This is a genomic window from Sedimentitalea todarodis (assembly GCF_032595355.1).
In the GTDB taxonomy this organism is placed as follows: Bacteria; Pseudomonadota; Alphaproteobacteria; order Rhodobacterales; family Rhodobacteraceae; genus Sedimentitalea; species Sedimentitalea todarodis.
The window spans coordinates 482697-499017 of sequence record NZ_JASMWN010000001.1 but is presented as its reverse complement, the minus strand read 5'-3'; the positions used below and the strand labels follow the sequence as shown (position 1 = coordinate 499017).

The 16321-nt window shown below is 61.4% G+C and carries 19 protein-coding genes; 14 read left to right on the top strand and 5 right to left on the bottom strand.

Features of this window, described 5'->3' with window-relative positions; translation table 11 throughout:
* The first annotated feature begins 43 nt into the window (after nucleotides 1-43).
* Nucleotides 44-346 carry a hypothetical protein gene (locus tag QO231_RS02415; RefSeq protein WP_316772886.1) on the top strand — a complete coding sequence of 101 codons (303 nt, stop codon included), beginning with the start codon at nucleotides 44-46 and terminating at the stop codon, nucleotides 344-346.
* A gap of 454 nt (nucleotides 347-800) precedes the next feature.
* On the opposite strand, the gene rpoH is transcribed toward QO231_RS02415, so the two are convergent.
* A complete protein-coding gene (rpoH, locus tag QO231_RS02410; RefSeq protein ID WP_316772883.1) occupies nucleotides 801-1697 on the bottom strand; it encodes an RNA polymerase sigma factor RpoH in 897 nt (298 codons plus the stop codon).
* A 203-nt stretch (nucleotides 1698-1900) separates the two neighbouring features.
* Complete coding sequence (locus QO231_RS02405) at nucleotides 1901-2947, bottom strand: RluA family pseudouridine synthase (protein WP_316772881.1); 1047 nt, start codon at nucleotides 2945-2947, stop codon at nucleotides 1901-1903.
* Here QO231_RS02405 and QO231_RS02400 point away from each other — a divergent pair.
* The 13 genes from QO231_RS02400 to QO231_RS02340 all read left to right on the top strand — a co-directional run bounded on the left by QO231_RS02400 (nucleotide 2946) and on the right by QO231_RS02340 (nucleotide 14087).
* Nucleotides 2946-3263 carry a DUF6476 family protein gene (locus tag QO231_RS02400; protein ID WP_316772878.1) on the top strand — a complete coding sequence of 106 codons (318 nt, stop codon included), beginning with the start codon at nucleotides 2946-2948 and terminating at the stop codon, nucleotides 3261-3263. The two genes, QO231_RS02405 and QO231_RS02400, sit on opposite strands and share 2 nt — an antisense overlap.
* A gap of 98 nt (nucleotides 3264-3361) precedes the next feature.
* Entirely contained in the window at nucleotides 3362-4846 is a 1485-nt protein-coding gene (locus QO231_RS02395) for a caspase family protein (RefSeq protein ID WP_316772876.1), read from the top strand.
* A gap of 209 nt (nucleotides 4847-5055) precedes the next feature.
* Nucleotides 5056-5484, top strand: coding sequence for a paraquat-inducible protein A (locus QO231_RS02390; RefSeq protein ID WP_316772874.1), 429 nt, complete (start codon nucleotides 5056-5058; stop codon nucleotides 5482-5484).
* A 17-nt stretch (nucleotides 5485-5501) separates the two neighbouring features.
* Complete coding sequence (radA, locus tag QO231_RS02385) at nucleotides 5502-6866, top strand: DNA repair protein RadA (protein WP_316772871.1); 1365 nt, start codon at nucleotides 5502-5504, stop codon at nucleotides 6864-6866.
* A 44-nt stretch (nucleotides 6867-6910) separates the two neighbouring features.
* Nucleotides 6911-7465, top strand: a complete 555-nt coding sequence (locus QO231_RS02380) for a CvpA family protein (RefSeq protein WP_316772868.1) — start codon at nucleotides 6911-6913, stop codon at nucleotides 7463-7465.
* 387 nt (nucleotides 7466-7852) lie between these two features.
* Nucleotides 7853-9310 (top strand): amidophosphoribosyltransferase, encoded by a 1458-nt coding sequence (gene purF / locus QO231_RS02375; RefSeq protein WP_316772867.1) that lies wholly within the window; start codon nucleotides 7853-7855, stop codon nucleotides 9308-9310.
* A gap of 149 nt (nucleotides 9311-9459) precedes the next feature.
* Nucleotides 9460-9732: a hypothetical protein gene (locus QO231_RS02370; RefSeq protein ID WP_316772865.1), complete on the top strand. Its 273-nt coding sequence runs from the start codon at nucleotides 9460-9462 to the stop codon at nucleotides 9730-9732.
* A 42-nt stretch (nucleotides 9733-9774) separates the two neighbouring features.
* Nucleotides 9775-10410: an SDR family NAD(P)-dependent oxidoreductase gene (locus tag QO231_RS02365; protein ID WP_316772862.1), complete on the top strand. Its 636-nt coding sequence runs from the start codon at nucleotides 9775-9777 to the stop codon at nucleotides 10408-10410.
* Nucleotides 10411-10516: 106 nt separating this feature from the next.
* Entirely contained in the window at nucleotides 10517-11299 is a 783-nt protein-coding gene (gene surE, locus QO231_RS02360; protein WP_316772859.1) for a 5'/3'-nucleotidase SurE, read from the top strand.
* Nucleotides 11296-11943: a protein-L-isoaspartate(D-aspartate) O-methyltransferase gene (locus tag QO231_RS02355; protein WP_316772856.1), complete on the top strand. Its 648-nt coding sequence runs from the start codon at nucleotides 11296-11298 to the stop codon at nucleotides 11941-11943. Before surE ends, QO231_RS02355 begins: the two co-directional genes overlap by 4 nt.
* Nucleotides 11944-12015: 72 nt before the next feature.
* Entirely contained in the window at nucleotides 12016-13185 is a 1170-nt protein-coding gene (locus QO231_RS02350) for a LysM peptidoglycan-binding domain-containing protein (RefSeq protein ID WP_316772853.1), read from the top strand.
* 82 nt (nucleotides 13186-13267) lie between these two features.
* Nucleotides 13268-13600, top strand: a complete 333-nt coding sequence (locus tag QO231_RS02345; protein WP_316772849.1) for a hypothetical protein — start codon at nucleotides 13268-13270, stop codon at nucleotides 13598-13600.
* Nucleotides 13601-13784: 184 nt separating this feature from the next.
* Nucleotides 13785-14087, top strand: coding sequence for a hypothetical protein (locus tag QO231_RS02340; RefSeq protein ID WP_316772846.1), 303 nt, complete (start codon nucleotides 13785-13787; stop codon nucleotides 14085-14087).
* 38 nt (nucleotides 14088-14125) lie between these two features.
* On the opposite strand, the gene QO231_RS02335 is transcribed toward QO231_RS02340, so the two are convergent.
* From QO231_RS02335 to tatB, 3 genes are read right to left on the bottom strand one after another with little or no spacing between them, the layout of a single operon-like run.
* Nucleotides 14126-14953 (bottom strand): ATP-binding protein, encoded by an 828-nt coding sequence (locus tag QO231_RS02335; RefSeq protein WP_394356559.1) that lies wholly within the window; start codon nucleotides 14951-14953, stop codon nucleotides 14126-14128.
* Nucleotides 14954-14964: 11 nt separating this feature from the next.
* Nucleotides 14965-15840, bottom strand: a complete 876-nt coding sequence (tatC, locus tag QO231_RS02330) for a twin-arginine translocase subunit TatC (RefSeq protein WP_316772840.1) — start codon at nucleotides 15838-15840, stop codon at nucleotides 14965-14967.
* A complete protein-coding gene (gene tatB / locus QO231_RS02325) occupies nucleotides 15837-16316 on the bottom strand; it encodes a Sec-independent protein translocase protein TatB (RefSeq protein WP_316772837.1) in 480 nt (159 codons plus the stop codon). Before tatB ends, tatC begins: the two co-directional genes overlap by 4 nt.
* Between the last annotated feature and the right edge of the window lie 5 nt (nucleotides 16317-16321).

The following is a 16321-nucleotide window of genomic DNA, read 5'->3' as shown; positions in this document are numbered from 1 at the left end:
AGGGTAAGGTACAGGAGGCACCATGTGCACGCTCGGATAAAGGTTGGGGCGACGATCGCTGGCCTTGCTTGGTGCAGTCGCAGCATCCTTTGTCCTTGCTCCCGGCTCTGTCGAATACGCCAGGAACGGTGTACGTCCGCATGCGCCCTGCCCCGTTACGCCAGAAGCACAGGCGTTGCATGACGATAGGATCGTCGCTGGCTTGCACGCCGACGACTTGCTGTGGAACCGTCATCTGGCGGAACGCGGAAGCTACGGGCAGGTTGATCTACCCCGCCTGATCGAAGGCGGCATCGCACTTCAGGTCTTTGCCGCCTTGTTCAAAAGCCCGGCCGGCCAGAGCTGAAAATTCTGCCGATGCCGCTGACAACATCACCCTGCTCGCTATCGGGCGGCTGTGGCCCGCGCGCACCTCGAACAGCTTGCTAATACGCGCGTAACATAGGCCCGAAGAGCTTCAGGGCTTTGCCAACAATGCCCCGATGGTCTGAAGATCATCAAGAGCCGTGCCGATATCGACGCCCTACAGGCCGCGGGATACTGTTTCGTGGGCCTTCAGCATTTCTTCGACAATGACCCAGGCGGCTCACTCCACGGCGAGGGCAATCACGGGCTGACAGTGTTTGGCCCTGCCGTGGTTACCGCCGTCATGGGCCGCAACATGCTGCGCCCCCCGCCTGAGATGCTCAGGTCATGAAAAAAGGGGCGCGACCCGCCCCTTCATCTTTGTTGCAATACTCCGGGGGTGAACGGGTAAAATCCCCGATTTTTTCCGGAGGGGGCAGAGCCCCCTACTCCGCTCAGGCCGACGCCAGCATTCCCTTTTCATGAGCCAGATCGCGCATTCGCTTTTGCAGTTTCTCGAACGCCCGCACTTCGATCTGCCGGATCCGTTCGCGACTGACATCGTACTGACCGCTCAACTCTTCCAGTGTTACGGTCTTGTCTGACAAGCGACGCTGGGTCAGAATATCACGCTCGCGCTCATTCAGCACATCCAGCGCCTGCGCAAGGAGTTCGCGCCGCGCCTCAAGCTCGTCACGCGCTTCATAATCTCCCGCTTGATCGGCGTCTTCGTCCTCGAGCCAATCCTGCCATTGCATCGTCCCCTCGCCATCGGAGCCGACAGTGGCATTCAGCGACGCATCGCCGCCACTCATCCGGCGGTTCATGCTGATGACTTCGGCCTCGGTCACGCCCAGATCGGTGGCGATCCGCTGCACGTTGTCAGGATGCAAATCACCCTCTTCCAGCGCACCGATTTTGGCCTTGGCCTTGCGCAGGTTGAAGAACAGCTTCTTCTGTGCCGATGTCGTGCCCAGTTTCACCAGCGACCAGGACCGCAGGATGTATTCCTGAATGCTCGCCCGGATCCACCACATGGCATAGGTCGCCAGACGAAACCCTTTTTCAGGATCAAACCGTTTGACCGCCTGCATCAGACCCACATTGGCCTCGGAAATCACTTCTGCCTGCGGCAGCCCATACCCGCGATATCCCATCGCAATCTTGGCCGCCAGACGCAGATGGCTCGTGACCATCTTGTGCGCGGCCTCGGTGTCCTGTTCCTCGACCCAACGTTTGGCCAGCATGTATTCTTCTTCTGGCTCAAGCAGCGGGAACTTGCGGATTTCCTGCATGTACCGGTTCAGACCGCCCTCGGGCGTCGGTGCCGGTAGATTTGCATAGTTGGCCATACTCGTGTCCCTTGTTAATGTTTATTGGCTTAACATGTATATGGTGGTTGATGTCGCCCGTTCAAGTGTGAAGGCCACCACTATGGGCCAAATCCCATGCGAGGTTGAGCGGAAATGTCGTGCATTCACGCGCATGTGCTGTTCATGACAATCGCTGCCCAGGCTTTTCAAGTGCCACGGCACGGGCCCTATATCGATCATTCTCACTGGTCCGCTTCACCTGGCGGTCGTCGCAGGGCGGTGGCAAGCGCCTCCATGTCGTCCGGACACGCGGCCTCGAACCGCACCGCCTGCCCGCTGACGGGATGGACAAAACCCAAAACCGCCGCATGCAATGCCTGCCGGGAAAACGCGCGAACCGCTTGGGCGGCTTCCGTTGAAATCGCCCGCACAGGCAGTTTTCGCCGCCCGCCATAGACCGGATCGCCAATCAGCCCATGCCCCGCATGCGCCAGATGCACACGGATCTGGTGCGTGCGCCCGGTCTCAAGCCAGCATTCAACCAGCGCAGCGACCGGTGGCGAGCCAAACTGTTCCACGATCCGCACGCGCGTCACCGCATGCCGCCCACCGTTAAAAAGCACCGCCTGCTTCTGACGATCTGTCTTGTGCCGGGCCAATTGGGTGGTCAGGCGCAGGATATTGCCCGGCTCAAACGCCGCGCCCTTGATCCCGCGCAGGCGTGGGTCATTGGCATCGGGCACACCATAACACATCGCCCGATAATACCGTTCAACGCTGTGGGCCTCAAATTGCGCGGCCAACCCCTGATGCGCGACATCCGATTTTGCCACCACCAGCAGGCCGCTGGTGTCCTTGTCGATCCGGTGCACGATCCCCGGCCGCTTGACACCGCCGACCCCCGACAGATCGTCACCGCAATGATGCAGCAACGCGTTGACCAACGTCCCCGAAGGCGTCCCCGGTGCGGGATGCACGACCATGCCCGCCGGTTTGTTGATCACGATCAGATCGTCATCTTCGTGAACGATATCCAGGGGAATGTCCTCGGGACCGATATGGCTCTCTTCCGGCGCTTGGACGGTCAAGACCACTTCTGCCCCCTCGCCCACGCGCGCCTTGGCGTCCGTGGCCGCAACGCCATCCACCGACACCGCCCCATCCGCGATCATCCGCGCCAGCCGTGTGCGCGACAGCGCAGCCTCGTCTGGTACATCGCGGGAAAGCGCCTTATCAAGGCGCGGCGGCGGATCCGCCGTGATGGTGAACTTGATTTGGCGCGTGACCATGACTGACCCTTCCGAACCGGTTGAAGAGCCGGCAAACCTGCGATTTCTGCGTCGGCTTGTAACGGTGCTGACTGCGGTGATGATTGGCGGGCTTTTAGTGATCGTTGCGCTGCTTGTCATCCGTTTCTCGTCAGACCGGACACCGGCGCCGATCCCATTGCCTGATAGCATAACCTTGCCGGACGGTGCAAAGGCCGAGGCCTTCACCATGACCGCCGGCTGGTATGCCGTGATCACCAAGGATGATCGCCTGCTGATCTTTGACAGGGCAACTGGCACGTTGCAAAAATCCATCGACATGACCCAGCCGGACTGAACAGCGGATCGGGGCGTTGCGATTCCGCATTTGAAGCCGCTGTCACGTTGAAAAACATGGCAAATCGTGACAGGCTGGTCTCGAAACGAGGTGATCTGATGCGTGCCATCCTCCTTGCAGTGTTTATCCTGTGCCTGCCCGGACTGGGCTGGGCGGGAAACGTGGCGCTTGTCATCGGAAACTCGGCCTACCGCTCGGTTGAAACGCTGGCGAACCCGGTGAATGACGCCCGTGCGGTCGCAGATGCCCTGCGCACACATGGGTTTGACGTTATTCTGGCCAATGATCTGACCCGCGCCGAGATGCTCAACACCTTGCGCGGGTTTCGTGATGCGGCGGATCGTTCCGACATCGCCGTGGTCTACTATGCCGGTCACGGCATGGAGATCGGTGGACGCAATTACCTTGTGCCGATTGATGCGCGGATTACTGATGAACGTGACGCACGGCTCGAAATGATCGAGTTGCAGGATGTCATGTCGCAGATGTCCGGTGCAAAGCGCATGAAAACCGTGGTTCTGGATGCCTGCCGTGACAATCCCTTTGTGACCGGGATGAAACGCAGCAACACCGGCCGCAACGTCGGGCGCGGCCTTGCGCTGGTTGAAAGTGCTGGCGCGGATACACTGATTGCCTATGCTGCCGCGGCCGGTGAGATCACCCCCGACGGCGCCGAGGGTGGCAATTCCCCCTTTACCCGCGCCTTTCTGAACGCGATGAAAGGGCCCTCCCTTGATATCCGTCTGCTGCTCGGCTCGGTCCGCGACGAACTGCGCCGCTCGGTTCCGGGTGCAGCCCCGTTTGTCTATTCCTCGCTTGGCGGCGGAACCTATGTCATCAACCCCAAACCCGCCGCGTCTCCCGCGCCGACCGCACGACCAGACGCCAATGCGATGCTGTCTGATTATGCAACTGCCGAACTTGCGGATTCGATCGCCATTTGGGATGCCTTTCTCGACACCTACGCCGCACAGTCGGATCACACGCTCTACATTCTGGCGCGCCGCAACCGTGACCTGAAGCTCGCGGCGCAGGGTGCCACCACCACGGCGCAAGCACCGGCATCGCGCGCTTCTGTCAACGATCCGGTGGACTCTCCTGCCGTCAGCACCCCGCAGCCGAATGTCCCGGCGCCAGTGCTGCCGGCACTGAGCCGCCAAGATGCCATTCTCGAAATCCAGCGCCTGCTGAAAGGCCGCAACTGCTATGGTGGCCGCCTTGACGGGATTTACGGACGGCGAACGGCATCCGGGCTTGCGACCCTGTCCCGCGAATCCGGAAGCAGGCTGGCCATGAACCGAAACTCTACCGCAGAGCAGCTGATGGACCTGATCGACGCGCTGGTTGTTGTCGACGATGCCCGCTGCCCTGACGTTGTCATCGTCCGAAAGCCCGCCGCCAAAAAGCGGACACGTCCCACGGCCAGCACACCGGCACCCGCCCCCGTGATCCAGGCGCCGGCACCCAAGGCCGCACCCAGGAAATCGGAACCCGGTCAGACGGTGTTCAGGAACCCACCGAACTATTGCCCGCAATTTGGCAGTTCGCCAGGATGCCGCGACGGCGACCGCATCGATAACTGAACATGACGCTGGCTGGCCCATCTCTCCTTGGCAATGGTCTGGGGGGCCTGTAACTTCTGGTGTCAGCCTATCGCCGATTTGGCGCGGTGCCTGATGCCATCTCTCTCAAAACATCTCTGTTTCCCCTTGCCTGCGTCCTCCATCATCGCCACATGCCGGGTGGACCGGGCGTGCGCGCCTCTCGACTGTCAGCCCAAGGAACCACGCCCGTGCCGCTGCGCCTCGCCAACCTCGCCCTCCTGATCCTCTACCCCGTCGCCTGGTTCGCGCCACTTCTGCGCGCCGGTTTGCTGCCGCTGTTCGGGCTCAGCGAAATCTCGGTGATGACCGGACTGCAAAGCCTGTGGGACAGCGACGTTGCGCTGGCATTGCTGGTGACGTTCCTTGCGATCTTCGCGCCCTATCTCAAGACCATCGGGCTGGCCCTGATTCACTTCGGCATGATGCGGCGCAAGATTCTGCCGGTCATGGACATCCTTGGCAAACTGGCCATGGCAGACGTGTTCCTGATCGCGCTCTACGTGGTGGTGGTCAAAGGCATCGGCCTTGCCACGGTTCAAACCGCCTGGGGAATTTACCTCTTTTCCGGCTGCGTTCTGGCCTCGATTGTGATTAGCCATTTGACCGCCAAACGCTAAGAGGTCATGAACGCCTCATGGCAAAAACCAAATCCTTCACCTGCTCGGCCTGCGGTGCGTCGTTTTCGAAATGGTCCGGCCGTTGCGAAGCCTGCGGCGACTGGAACACGATCTCCGAAGAGGCCCCTCTTTCTGCCGGTCCAGCCTCCAAATCGCTGGGCGCGAGGCGCGGCAGTGCCATTGCGCTGACCGACCTTTCAACCGAGGAAACGCCGCCGCCCCGCACGCTGTCAGGCGTTGCCGAGCTTGACCGGGTCCTGGGTGGCGGGTTGGTACCGGCCTCGGCGATTCTGGTCGGTGGCGATCCGGGCATCGGCAAATCGACGCTGCTGCTGCAAGCCGCCGCGCGATTCGCGAAGAACGGGCTGAAAACCGTCTATGTCAGCGGCGAAGAGGCCAGCGCACAGGTGCGGATGCGCGCCCAGCGGCTCGGGCTCGCGGATGCGCCGGTCAAACTCGCCGCCGAAACCAACCTGCGCGATATCCTGACCACGCTGGAAACCGAGCGCCCGCAGCTTGCGATCATCGACTCGATCCAGACCATGTGGGCCGACAATGTCGACAGCGCGCCGGGTTCGGTCAGCCAGGTGCGTGCCGCCGCGCACGAGTTGACCACCTTTGCCAAGCGGCGCGGGCTTTCGGTGGTGCTGGTCGGCCATGTCACCAAGGAGGGCCAGATCGCCGGCCCCCGCGTCGTCGAACATATGGTCGACACCGTGCTTTACTTCGAAGGCGAGCGTGGTCACCAGTTCCGCATCCTGCGCGCGGTCAAGAACCGGTTTGGCCCCGCCGACGAAATCGGCGTGTTCGAGATGACCGGTCGCGGCCTTGCCGAAGTCACCAACCCCTCTGCCCTGTTCCTCAGTGAGCGTGGCAAGCCCACTCCCGGATCCGTAGTCTTTGCCGGCATCGAGGGCACCCGCCCGGTGCTGGTCGAGTTGCAGGCGCTGGTCGCCCCCTCGCCCCACTCGCAGCCCCGCCGTACCGTTGTCGGCTGGGATGGCGGGCGGCTGGCGATGATCCTCGCCGTGCTTGAGGCGCGCTGTGGCATCCCCTTTGCCGGGCTCGACGTCTACCTCAATGTCGCAGGCGGCATGAAGATTTCGGAACCCGCCGCCGATCTGGCTGTCGCCGCCGCGCTGCTTTCCGCCCGCGAAGACGCCGCCCTGCCCCCGGATACGGTGGTTTTCGGGGAAATCAGCCTATCTGGCGCCCTGCGTCCGGCTCCACAGACAGAAAACAGGTTGAAAGAGGCGCAAAAACTTGGTTTTACCGCCGCCATCGCTCCGGCAGGTGGCAAATCCGGCACAGTCGCCGGGCTTGCAGTGACGCGAGCGACCGATTTGACAGGATTCGTTGGCGAAGTGTTCGGGGCCGGGTAAGGTCTCGCAGCCGAAGCAGACAGCAACAGGACGGGCAGAGACGAATGGACGGTTTTACCATTATCGACGGGCTCGTTGCCCTGATCATCGTTGTCTCGGCACTGTTGGCCTATTCGCGCGGCTTTGTGCGTGAGGCAATGGCCATCGCGGGTTGGATCGCCGCCGCGATCCTCGGCTTTCTCTTTGCGCCCAAGGTTGAACCCCTGATCAAGGAAATCCCGGTTCTGGGAGAATTCGTCGCCGACAGTTGTGAACTCAGCATGATTGCGGCCTTTGCAGCAGTGTTTGCGGTGGCGCTGATTATCGTGTCGTTCTTTACGCCCTTGTTTTCTTCGCTTGTGCAGCGCTCGGCGCTTGGTGGTGTCGATCAGGGGCTTGGGTTCTTTTTCGGCGTGGCGCGGGGCATCCTGCTGATCGCGATCGCGTTCTTTGTCTACGAAACCGTGATCACCGGCCAGAGTTTCACGATGGTCGATGAAAGCCGTTCGGCGCAGGTCTTTGCCAAGCTGACCGGCACGATCGAAGAAAAGAACCCGGAACAGGCGCTTGGCTGGGTCACTCAGCAATACGAAAACCTCGTCGGTTCCTGCAGCCAATAAACGGTACTCACATCGCCATCGGCACGTCGCCCGCGAGGATGATTCGGGCGCGGAAGGTCGCGAATCCGGACCAATTCGCGTGATTGTGGCGGATAGGTGCCAATTCGATAACTGTTCGCGCGATCTGGCGGTCCGGTTGCCGGTCTCCGAATGAGACCCTTTGCCCATGTGCCGCACCAGCGGGCAAGCCATATCCCCTGCGCATGTGCGGGGCACGGCATACGACAGCAGCAGCATCATAGATGCAACATCCCCGGGCGCGCCATGCTGCAGTGCAGAGATGCAACGGTTTCATGACAGCATGGGTGACACGGGCAGCCCGACGCACTATGTCAGATCCAGATACCGCAAACGGATTCGGAGCTGCCTGCTTTGTCGATGAATTCCATGCCGCCCTCTCATCCATTTGATGATGACAAACTCCGTGAAGAATGCGGGATCTTCGGCGTCGTCGGGGTTCAAGACGCCTCGACATTCGTGGCCCTCGGGCTGCACGCGCTCCAGCATCGGGGCCAGGAGGCAGGCGGCATCGTCTCGCATGACCCCCATGTTGGCTTCAATCAGGCTCGTCGCTTTGGCTATGTGCGTGACACTTTCACAAGCCAGAAGATCATGGAAACCCTGCCCGGCCCGATCTCCATCGGCCATGTCCGTTATTCGACATCTGGATCAAAAGGTCAGACAGCCATCCGCGACGTGCAGCCGTTTTTCGGCGAATTCTCGATGGGCGGGGCCGCGATTGCCCACAACGGCAATATCACCAACGCAAATGCCCTGCGCCGAGAGTTGATCGAACGCGGGTCGATCTTTCAGAGTTCGTCCGACAGCGAGTGCATCATTCACCTGATGGCCCGGTCGCTGCAACGCAACATTCCCGAGCGGATGGAAGACGCGCTGCGCCGTGTCGAGGGTGCGTTCTCGGTGGTGGCCATGACCCGGACCAAACTCATCGGCGTCCGCGACCCGCTGGGTGTGCGGCCACTGGTTCTGGGCAAGATCGGCGATGGCTGGGCGCTGAGTTCTGAAACCTGCGCGCTGGATATCATCGGCGCAGAATTCGTACGCGAGATCAAACCGGGTGAGATGGTGGTTATCAATGACCGGGAAGTGGAAAGTCATTTTCCCTTCCGCCCGCGCAAGTCCCGGTTCTGTATCTTTGAACATGTCTATTTCAGCCGCCCGGACAGCATCCTGGGCGGTCGCAGCGTTTATGAGACCCGAGAAAACATCGGCCGCGAACTGGCCAAGGAAAGCCCGGTCGATGCCGATCTGGTCTGTCCTGTGCCCGACAGCGGCACCCCGGCCGCCATCGGCTATTCGCTGCAGAGCGGCATTCCCTATGCGATGGGCATCATCCGCAACCAATACATGGGCCGGACATTTATCGAACCGACCGAGCAGATCCGCAACATGGGCGTGCGGCTCAAGCTGAACGTGAACCGGGCATTGATCCGGGGCAAGCGCGTGATTCTGGTGGATGATTCCGTCGTGCGCGGCACCACCAGCCGCAAGATCAAGGAAATGATCCTGGACGCCGGTGCCAAGGAAGTGCATTTTCGCATCGCATCGCCGCCGACGGCATGGCCCTGTTTCTATGGCGTCGACACGCCGCAACGCGAAAAACTTCTGGCCGCGACGATGAGCGAAGAGGAAATGTGCACGCATCTGGCGGTGGACAGTCTCAAGTTCATCTCGCTGGACGGTCTTTATCGCGCGGTTGGGCAGACAAACGGGCGCGATCCCCAAAGCCCGCAATATTGTGATGCCTGCTTCTCGGGCGAGTATCCGGTAGAGCCTGCCGATATGCTCGAACAGGGATTTCAGCTGAAACCGGCTGCCGAGTAGCGGACTTCAGCCTGCATGGGCAAGTCCTTGCCGAGTTGGCATGGCTTGCGCTTCACACCCTCTTTCTCTTGCCTTTTGCCCATGCTACCCGCCTGAATCTGAATTGCTGCAGTGCAGCATATTTGACATGACGGTCCAAGAGGCACACCATGACAAGCAGTACCGGGGCCGGGAAGACGCCCAGCCGCGTGGCCAAATTGGCCACCACAGATCACGCGTTCGCGCGCGGCCAAACCGATTTGATCGGCCTGTTCGGGCCGCAAAACAAGATGTCCGCCCTCATCCGCACCGCAAGGGGTGCGGTCAAGCGCGTCGAAATCGGCGAAACCCTCAGCATCGGGCGTATCGTGGCCATTGATGACAAGGGCGTCATGCTGTCAAAGAACGGTCAAAACCGGCGTCTGTCGCTGCCAGCAAGCTGATCCGGGCTTGACCACCGCGTTTTCCCGGTTCAAAGCGCGAGCATGACACAATTAGCATTGATTACCGGTGCGTCGCGCGGACTTGGCGCCGCACTTGCACGGGCGCTTGCACCGACACACCATATCGTTGCCGTGGCGCGGACCTCGGGCGCGCTCGAGGAACTGGACGATCACATCCAGGCAGCGGGCGGCAGCGCCACTCTGGCGCCGATGGACATTACCGAAGCGGGAGCGATGCAGACCCTGTGCCGGGGTATCTATGATCGGTGGGGCACATTGAATCTCTGGTTGCACACGGCCATCCACGCCGCCCCGCTTAGCCCGGCCAATTTCGTCGACGCCAAGGACTGGGAGAAATCCGTCTCCGTGAATGCCACCGCGACGTCGATGCTGATTGGCTATGTGGCGCCACTTCTGGGCGCCGACGGTCGGGCCGTGTTCTTTGATGATCCCCGCGCCGGAGAAAAGTTCTTCGGGGCCTACGGCGCAACCAAGGCCGCGCAGATGGCCCTTGCCCGAAGCTGGGCGGCGGAAACCGTCAAGACCGGTCCCCGGGTGCAAATCCTGTCGCCACAACCGATGCCCACCGCTGTGCGGGCGCGGTTCTTTCCCGGCGAGCCCCGCGATGCGTTGAACGCGCCTGCGACCGAGGCCGCGCGGCTGCTGGCAGAGCTGTGAACGCAGCGATCTTGCCGCAGGCCCGCAATATCACCGCCCGAGCAGGCACGCTTGCTTGCCGCATGCCGGTGTGGCGTCTATCAAGAGCGCAAAGGGGCAGGCGAACATGCGTATTCTGATCACCAATGATGACGGCATCAACGCGCCGGGTCTGGAAGTCCTCGCCGCGATTGCCGCCGATATCGCCGGACCGGAGGGCGAAGTCTGGACCGTGGCCCCGGCATTCGAACAATCCGGCGTTGCCCATTGTATCAGCTATACGCACCCGATGATGATTGCACAGATGGGCCAGCGCAGCTTTGCCGCTGAAGGCAGCCCGGCGGATTGCGTCATGGCGGGTCTGCATGAGGTCATGAAAGACGCGCGGCCCGATCTGGTCCTGTCCGGTGTGAACCGGGGCAACAATTCGGCAGAGAACGCGCTTTACTCAGGGACACTGGGCGGCGCGATGGAGGCCGCGTTGCAGGGATTGCCCGCAATCGCGATGTCCCAGTATTACGGCCCGAAAAACCTCCATATCGACAATCCGTTCGAGGCGGCCGCCGTTCATGGGGCCGATGTGGTGCGCAAGATACTGGCGGCCAACCCCGATGGCGGTGACGACTACCGACTTTTCTTCAACGTGAACTTTCCGCCGGTGCCTGCAGGCGATGTGAAGGGCACCCGCATCACGGCGCAGGGCTATCGGCGAGGCACCCATTTCGGTGTCGAACCGCACAATTCACCGTCGGGGCGACGTTTCCTGTGGATCAAGGGCGGCAATCAGCAGGTCCGAACCGGACCGGGAACCGATGCACAAGCGAACCTGGACGGTTACATCTCGGTCACGCCGATGCGCGCGGACCTGACGGCGCATGATGCACTGGCTGCGATGAAAGCCATCGAATGACCGGCCCGGAACCCGAAACCAAGATGCAATTCCTGTTTGCGCTGCGCTCGCGCGGCGTGACCGACAAGCGCGTGCTGCAAGCCATGGAAGAGATCGATCGCGGCGTGTTCGTGCGCGGCATCTTTGCCAACCGCTCCTACGAGGACATGCCCCTGCCGATCGCCTGCGGACAGACGATCAGCCAGCCGTCGGTTGTCGGCCTGATGACCCAGGCCCTGCAACTCAGCCCGCGCGACAAGGTGCTCGAGGTCGGCACCGGGTCCGGCTATCAGGCCGCAATCCTCTCTCGGCTGGTGCGCCGCGTCTATACGGTGGATCGGCACGCGCGCCTGGTGCTCGAGGCAAGCGAGGCTTTTGCAACCCTGAACCTGACCAATATCACCGCGATGACGGCGGACGGATCGTTTGGGCTGCCCGAGCAGGCCCCGTTTGACCGCATCATCGTGACCGCCGCCGCCGAAGACCCGCCAGGGCCACTCTTGGCGCAGCTCAAGATCGACGGTATCATGGTGGTACCGGTCGGCCAGTCGGATGCGGTCCAGACCCTGATACGGGTTCACCGGACCGAGGCAGGCTATGACTATGAAGAAATCAGACCCGTCCGTTTCGTGCCCCTGCTCGAAGGCCTGGGCAAGGACGGATAGACAGGACGAACAACACCAACTGCACGCTTGAACCCCCGCGATCAGACAGGGGACTATTTTGAGGACAACGAGATGGCAATTCCATTTGGACTGACTTCGGCCCGACTGTTCGGCGCGGTGGCCGCCGCTGCGTTGTTGGCAGGCTGTAACGCGCCGCTGGATTACGATCTGCGCGGCCAGCTCGGCGGCTTCAGCACGACGAACGCTGCCCGCAACATCACCGCAAACCGGCCCAAGCCGGACGCGCGCGGTGTCATATCTTATCCAAATTACCAAGTCGCGATCGCGCAGCGTGGGGACACTGTCACCAACGTCGCCGCTCGGGTCGGCCTGCCCGCAAGCGAACTCGCGAAGTACAACGGGATCGACCCGAGCGTGCCTCTGCGCGAAGGCGAAGTCATCGCCCTGCCCCGCCGCGTTGCAGAGCCCGCCGGCACGGTGGATATCGCCACGCTGGCAGGCAATGCGATCGACGCCGCACCGGACACCTCGCAGGTCCAGACCAGCACCCTGCCGCCGGCCAGCACACCCATCATCACACCGGCCCCCAAGGCCGCAGCCAAGCCGGAGCCGCTGCGCCACAAGGTCGTGCGCGGGGAAACCGCCTATACCATTTCGCGCCTCTACAACGTGTCGGTCAAATCGCTTGGAGAATGGAACGGGCTCGGCTCCGACTTTGCCATTCGCGAAGGACAATACCTGCTGATCCCGGTCTCGGGTGCCAGTGCGCCCAACAAAAGCGCCGCCGCAGCAACGACGGTCACCCGACCCGGAAGCGGATCGCCCACGCCAACGCCGCCCAGTGCCACCGCGCCGCTACCGGACGAAAAGGTGGCCGCCAAGGCACCGGAGCCGCCAAAGACCAATGTCGGCAGCCCCACCCGCACCAGCAACGCCGCAATGGCGTTTCCAATTCAGGGCAAGATCATCCGCACCTATTCAAGGGGGCGGAATGACGGGATCGACATCTCGGGCAACCCCGGCACCGCCGTGACCGCCGCCGCCAACGGATCCGTGGCCGCGATTACCCAGGATGCCGATCAGGTGCCGATTGTCGTCGTACGACACCCTGACAACCTGCTGACGGTCTATGCTAATGTTGACAAGATCGCGGTCAAGAAGGGCGATTCGATCAAGCGCGGGCAAAAGCTGGCCCAACTGCGCAGCGGCGACAACTCCTATGTGCATTTCGAAGTGCGCAACGGATTTGAGAGCGTCGATCCGATGCCGTATCTGGAGTAGCGGCATGGCCTGTGCAAACAGCGCTTGACCTCAACCTGACCAGCATCACAATGCGCAGTAGCAGCACAGAGGAAAATGCATCATGAAGTACTTTCTCACACTCGCCATCATCGCGCTCCCGGTCGTCTCCGCTGCCCAGGATTGTCGCTGGGCGGGCGGCTCCTACCGTGGTCAGGAACTGCCCTTTGAAGTCCAGATTCAGGTCAACGCGGACTGCACTGAAGTGACCATGAAATCCTCCGGCAACGACGGCATCCAACCCACGGATGTCGCGCAGACCTTTCCGCTGACCGACGGCAAACATGGCTGGGTTGCCGATGTGAACGGGGTCAATGCGACGCTGGCGAAGGACGGCGATTTCGTCACCTTCTTCGGCGAAGGCCTTGACCTGCGCCTGCAAATGCGCCCGATGTAGTGTTCCGGGCACCTCGCTTTGAGACATGACAACCGCCTCTTGGCGGCGCATAGCTGGCAATCTCGAAGCACCCATGTGCCTCACCGTCGCTTTTCCGCGCAGACAGCTGCTCATGCGGCCTTTTGCGCCTCATCGAAAGGAAAGTCACATCAAAAAATCTCTGTTTACTCTCGCAATCATCACCTTGCCCGCATCTGCCATCGCTCAGGACTGTCACTGGTCCGGTGGGACCTACAGTGGTGAAAAAGCCAACTTTCAGGCGCGCTTTTCCGTCAACGAAGACTGCACCGAGATGAATTTCGAGTCGTCAGGCAACACCGGGATCCAGGCCGAAGATGTCCCGGAAACCTTTGCCCTGACCGAAGAAAAGCATGGATGGGTCGCCAATATCAACGGCGTGACCGCCACGCTTGGAAGCAAGGGAAATTTCGTCAATTTCATAGGCGAAGGCGTCAACGTTCGCCTGCAGGTGCATTCGGACGAATGACTGGCGCGGCGACGCTCACCCGGCGTCGTCTCGGCATCTCAGCTCAACCGGACCCCTTTGCGCCCGGCCAGATCGGTAAAGAACTGCCAGGCCACGCGGCCTGAGCGCGACCCGCGTGTGGCCTGCCATTCGATCGCCTCGGCACGCAGGGTGTCTGGATCGATCTGGATCCCGTATTCTGCGCAATACCGGTCGATCATCGACAGGTATTCGTCCTGCGAGCAGGGATGAAAGCCCAGCCACAATCCGAACCGGTCACTGAGAGAGACCTTTTCCTCAACCGCCTCGGACGGGCTAATCGCGCTTGACCTTTCGTTTTCGATCATGTCGCGCGGCATCAGGTGGCGACGATTGCTGGTCGCATAGAAGGCGACGTTCTCGGGCCGACCCTCGATACCGCCGTCCAGCACCGCCTTGAGGCTCTTGTAGTGCTGATCGTCGTGAGAAAACGACAGATCATCACAAAACAACAGAAACCGGTAAGCTGCCCCGCGCAGATGATTCAGCAACCGCCCCACGCTCGGCAGGTCCTCGCGCTGCAATTCCACCAGTTTGAGGTTTGGATGATCCGTCAAAACTTCGGCGTGTATCGCCTTGACAAGGCTTGATTTTCCCATGCCCCGCGCGCCCCATAACAGGGCGTTGTTGGCGGCATATCCGCCGGCAAATCGTCGGGTATTGTCGAGCAGCGTATCACGCGACCGGTCGATGCCCACCAACAGGTCCAGCCCCACCCGGTTGACCCGCGCCACCGGTTCCAGACGGTCCGGCTCTACATGCCAGACAAAGGCACTGGCACCCTCAAACTCGGGGACTGGCATCGGAGCCGGCGACATCCGTTCGAGCGCCGCAGCAATCCGATCCATCGGGTTATCTGTCACTTGCCGTCTTCCTCATCAAACTCGGCCATGGCGGCGTCAGCCAGATCTTCGTCGTCGTAATACCCTTCGGCGCGCAGCTTCTCTTCGCGCTTGGTCTCGACACGTCGCACAAGGAAAATCGACACCTCATAGAGGCCATAGACCACAACGAACAGGATCACCTGGGTGATCACATCCGGCGGTGTCACCAGCGCCGCCAGCACCAGGATCCCGACCACGGCGTATTTACGCACGTTGCCCAGCCCTTCGGCACTGACCAATCCGGCCTTGCCCATCAGGGTCAAAAGCACCGGCAACTGGAAACACAGCCCGAATGCCACGATGAATTTGATCGTCAGGTTCAGGTATTCCTGCGCGCTGCCCTGGAACACGACGCTGAGCGGCGCAGTCTCGCCCACCACGGCTTCGCCTTCCGCCCCGAATTGCTGGAAGCCGAGGAAAAAGTCATACGCCAGCGGAGTAACCACGTAGAACGCAAACGAGGCACCCAGAATGAACATGAAGGGCGAGGCGATCAGAAACGGCAGGAACGCGCCCTTTTCGGTCTTGTAGAGCCCCGGAGCCACGAACCGCCACATCTGCAGACCGATATAGGGAAAGGCCAGCAGGAAGCCCCCCAGGAGCGACACCTTGATCGCCACAAAGAACCCTTCTTGCGGGCTGATGAAGATCAGGTCGCAGTCCTGTCCCCGCTCCGCCAGCACCTGGCATAGCGGCGCAGTCAGGAAATTGAAGATTGGCGTGGCCACGGTGAAACAGATCACCATGCCGATGACAAAGGCCACAACCGAATGGATCAGCCGGTTGCGCAGTTCCGCCAGATGCTCGATCAGCGGTGCGCTGCTGTCGTCAATCTCGTCTGTCTGGCTCATGTCTTGCTTTCCGGGGCGTCCGTCAACGCGGCCTCTGCCGCGTCGGCTTTGGCCTGCGCCTCGGCGGCCTCGCGTTTCAACCGATCGGCAGCGGCTCTCGCGGTCGCGGCTTGAATCTTCTTGGCCTTTTCAGCGCGTTCTTCGGCCAGCTTGCCGGTTTCGCTGTCGGCATCGTACTTCTTGGGGTCAAGTTTGGCTGGGTTCAGGCTGTCGTTCAGGTCTCGGGTCGCGTCCTTGACCCCGTCCATGACGCTCGACATCGGGTTCGTCGCCGCCTTCATGCTCTTGGCCACGTCCTGTATGCCGGACTCGTCGGCAGCATCATGCATCGCAGTCGAAAACTCGCGCGCCATGCCCTTGGCTTTGCCCACGAACCGCCCGACATTGCGAAACAGCACGGGCAAATCCTTTGGGCCGACCACGATCAGCGCCACGATCCCAATGACCAGCAACTCGGTCCAGCCCAGATCGAACATGGGGT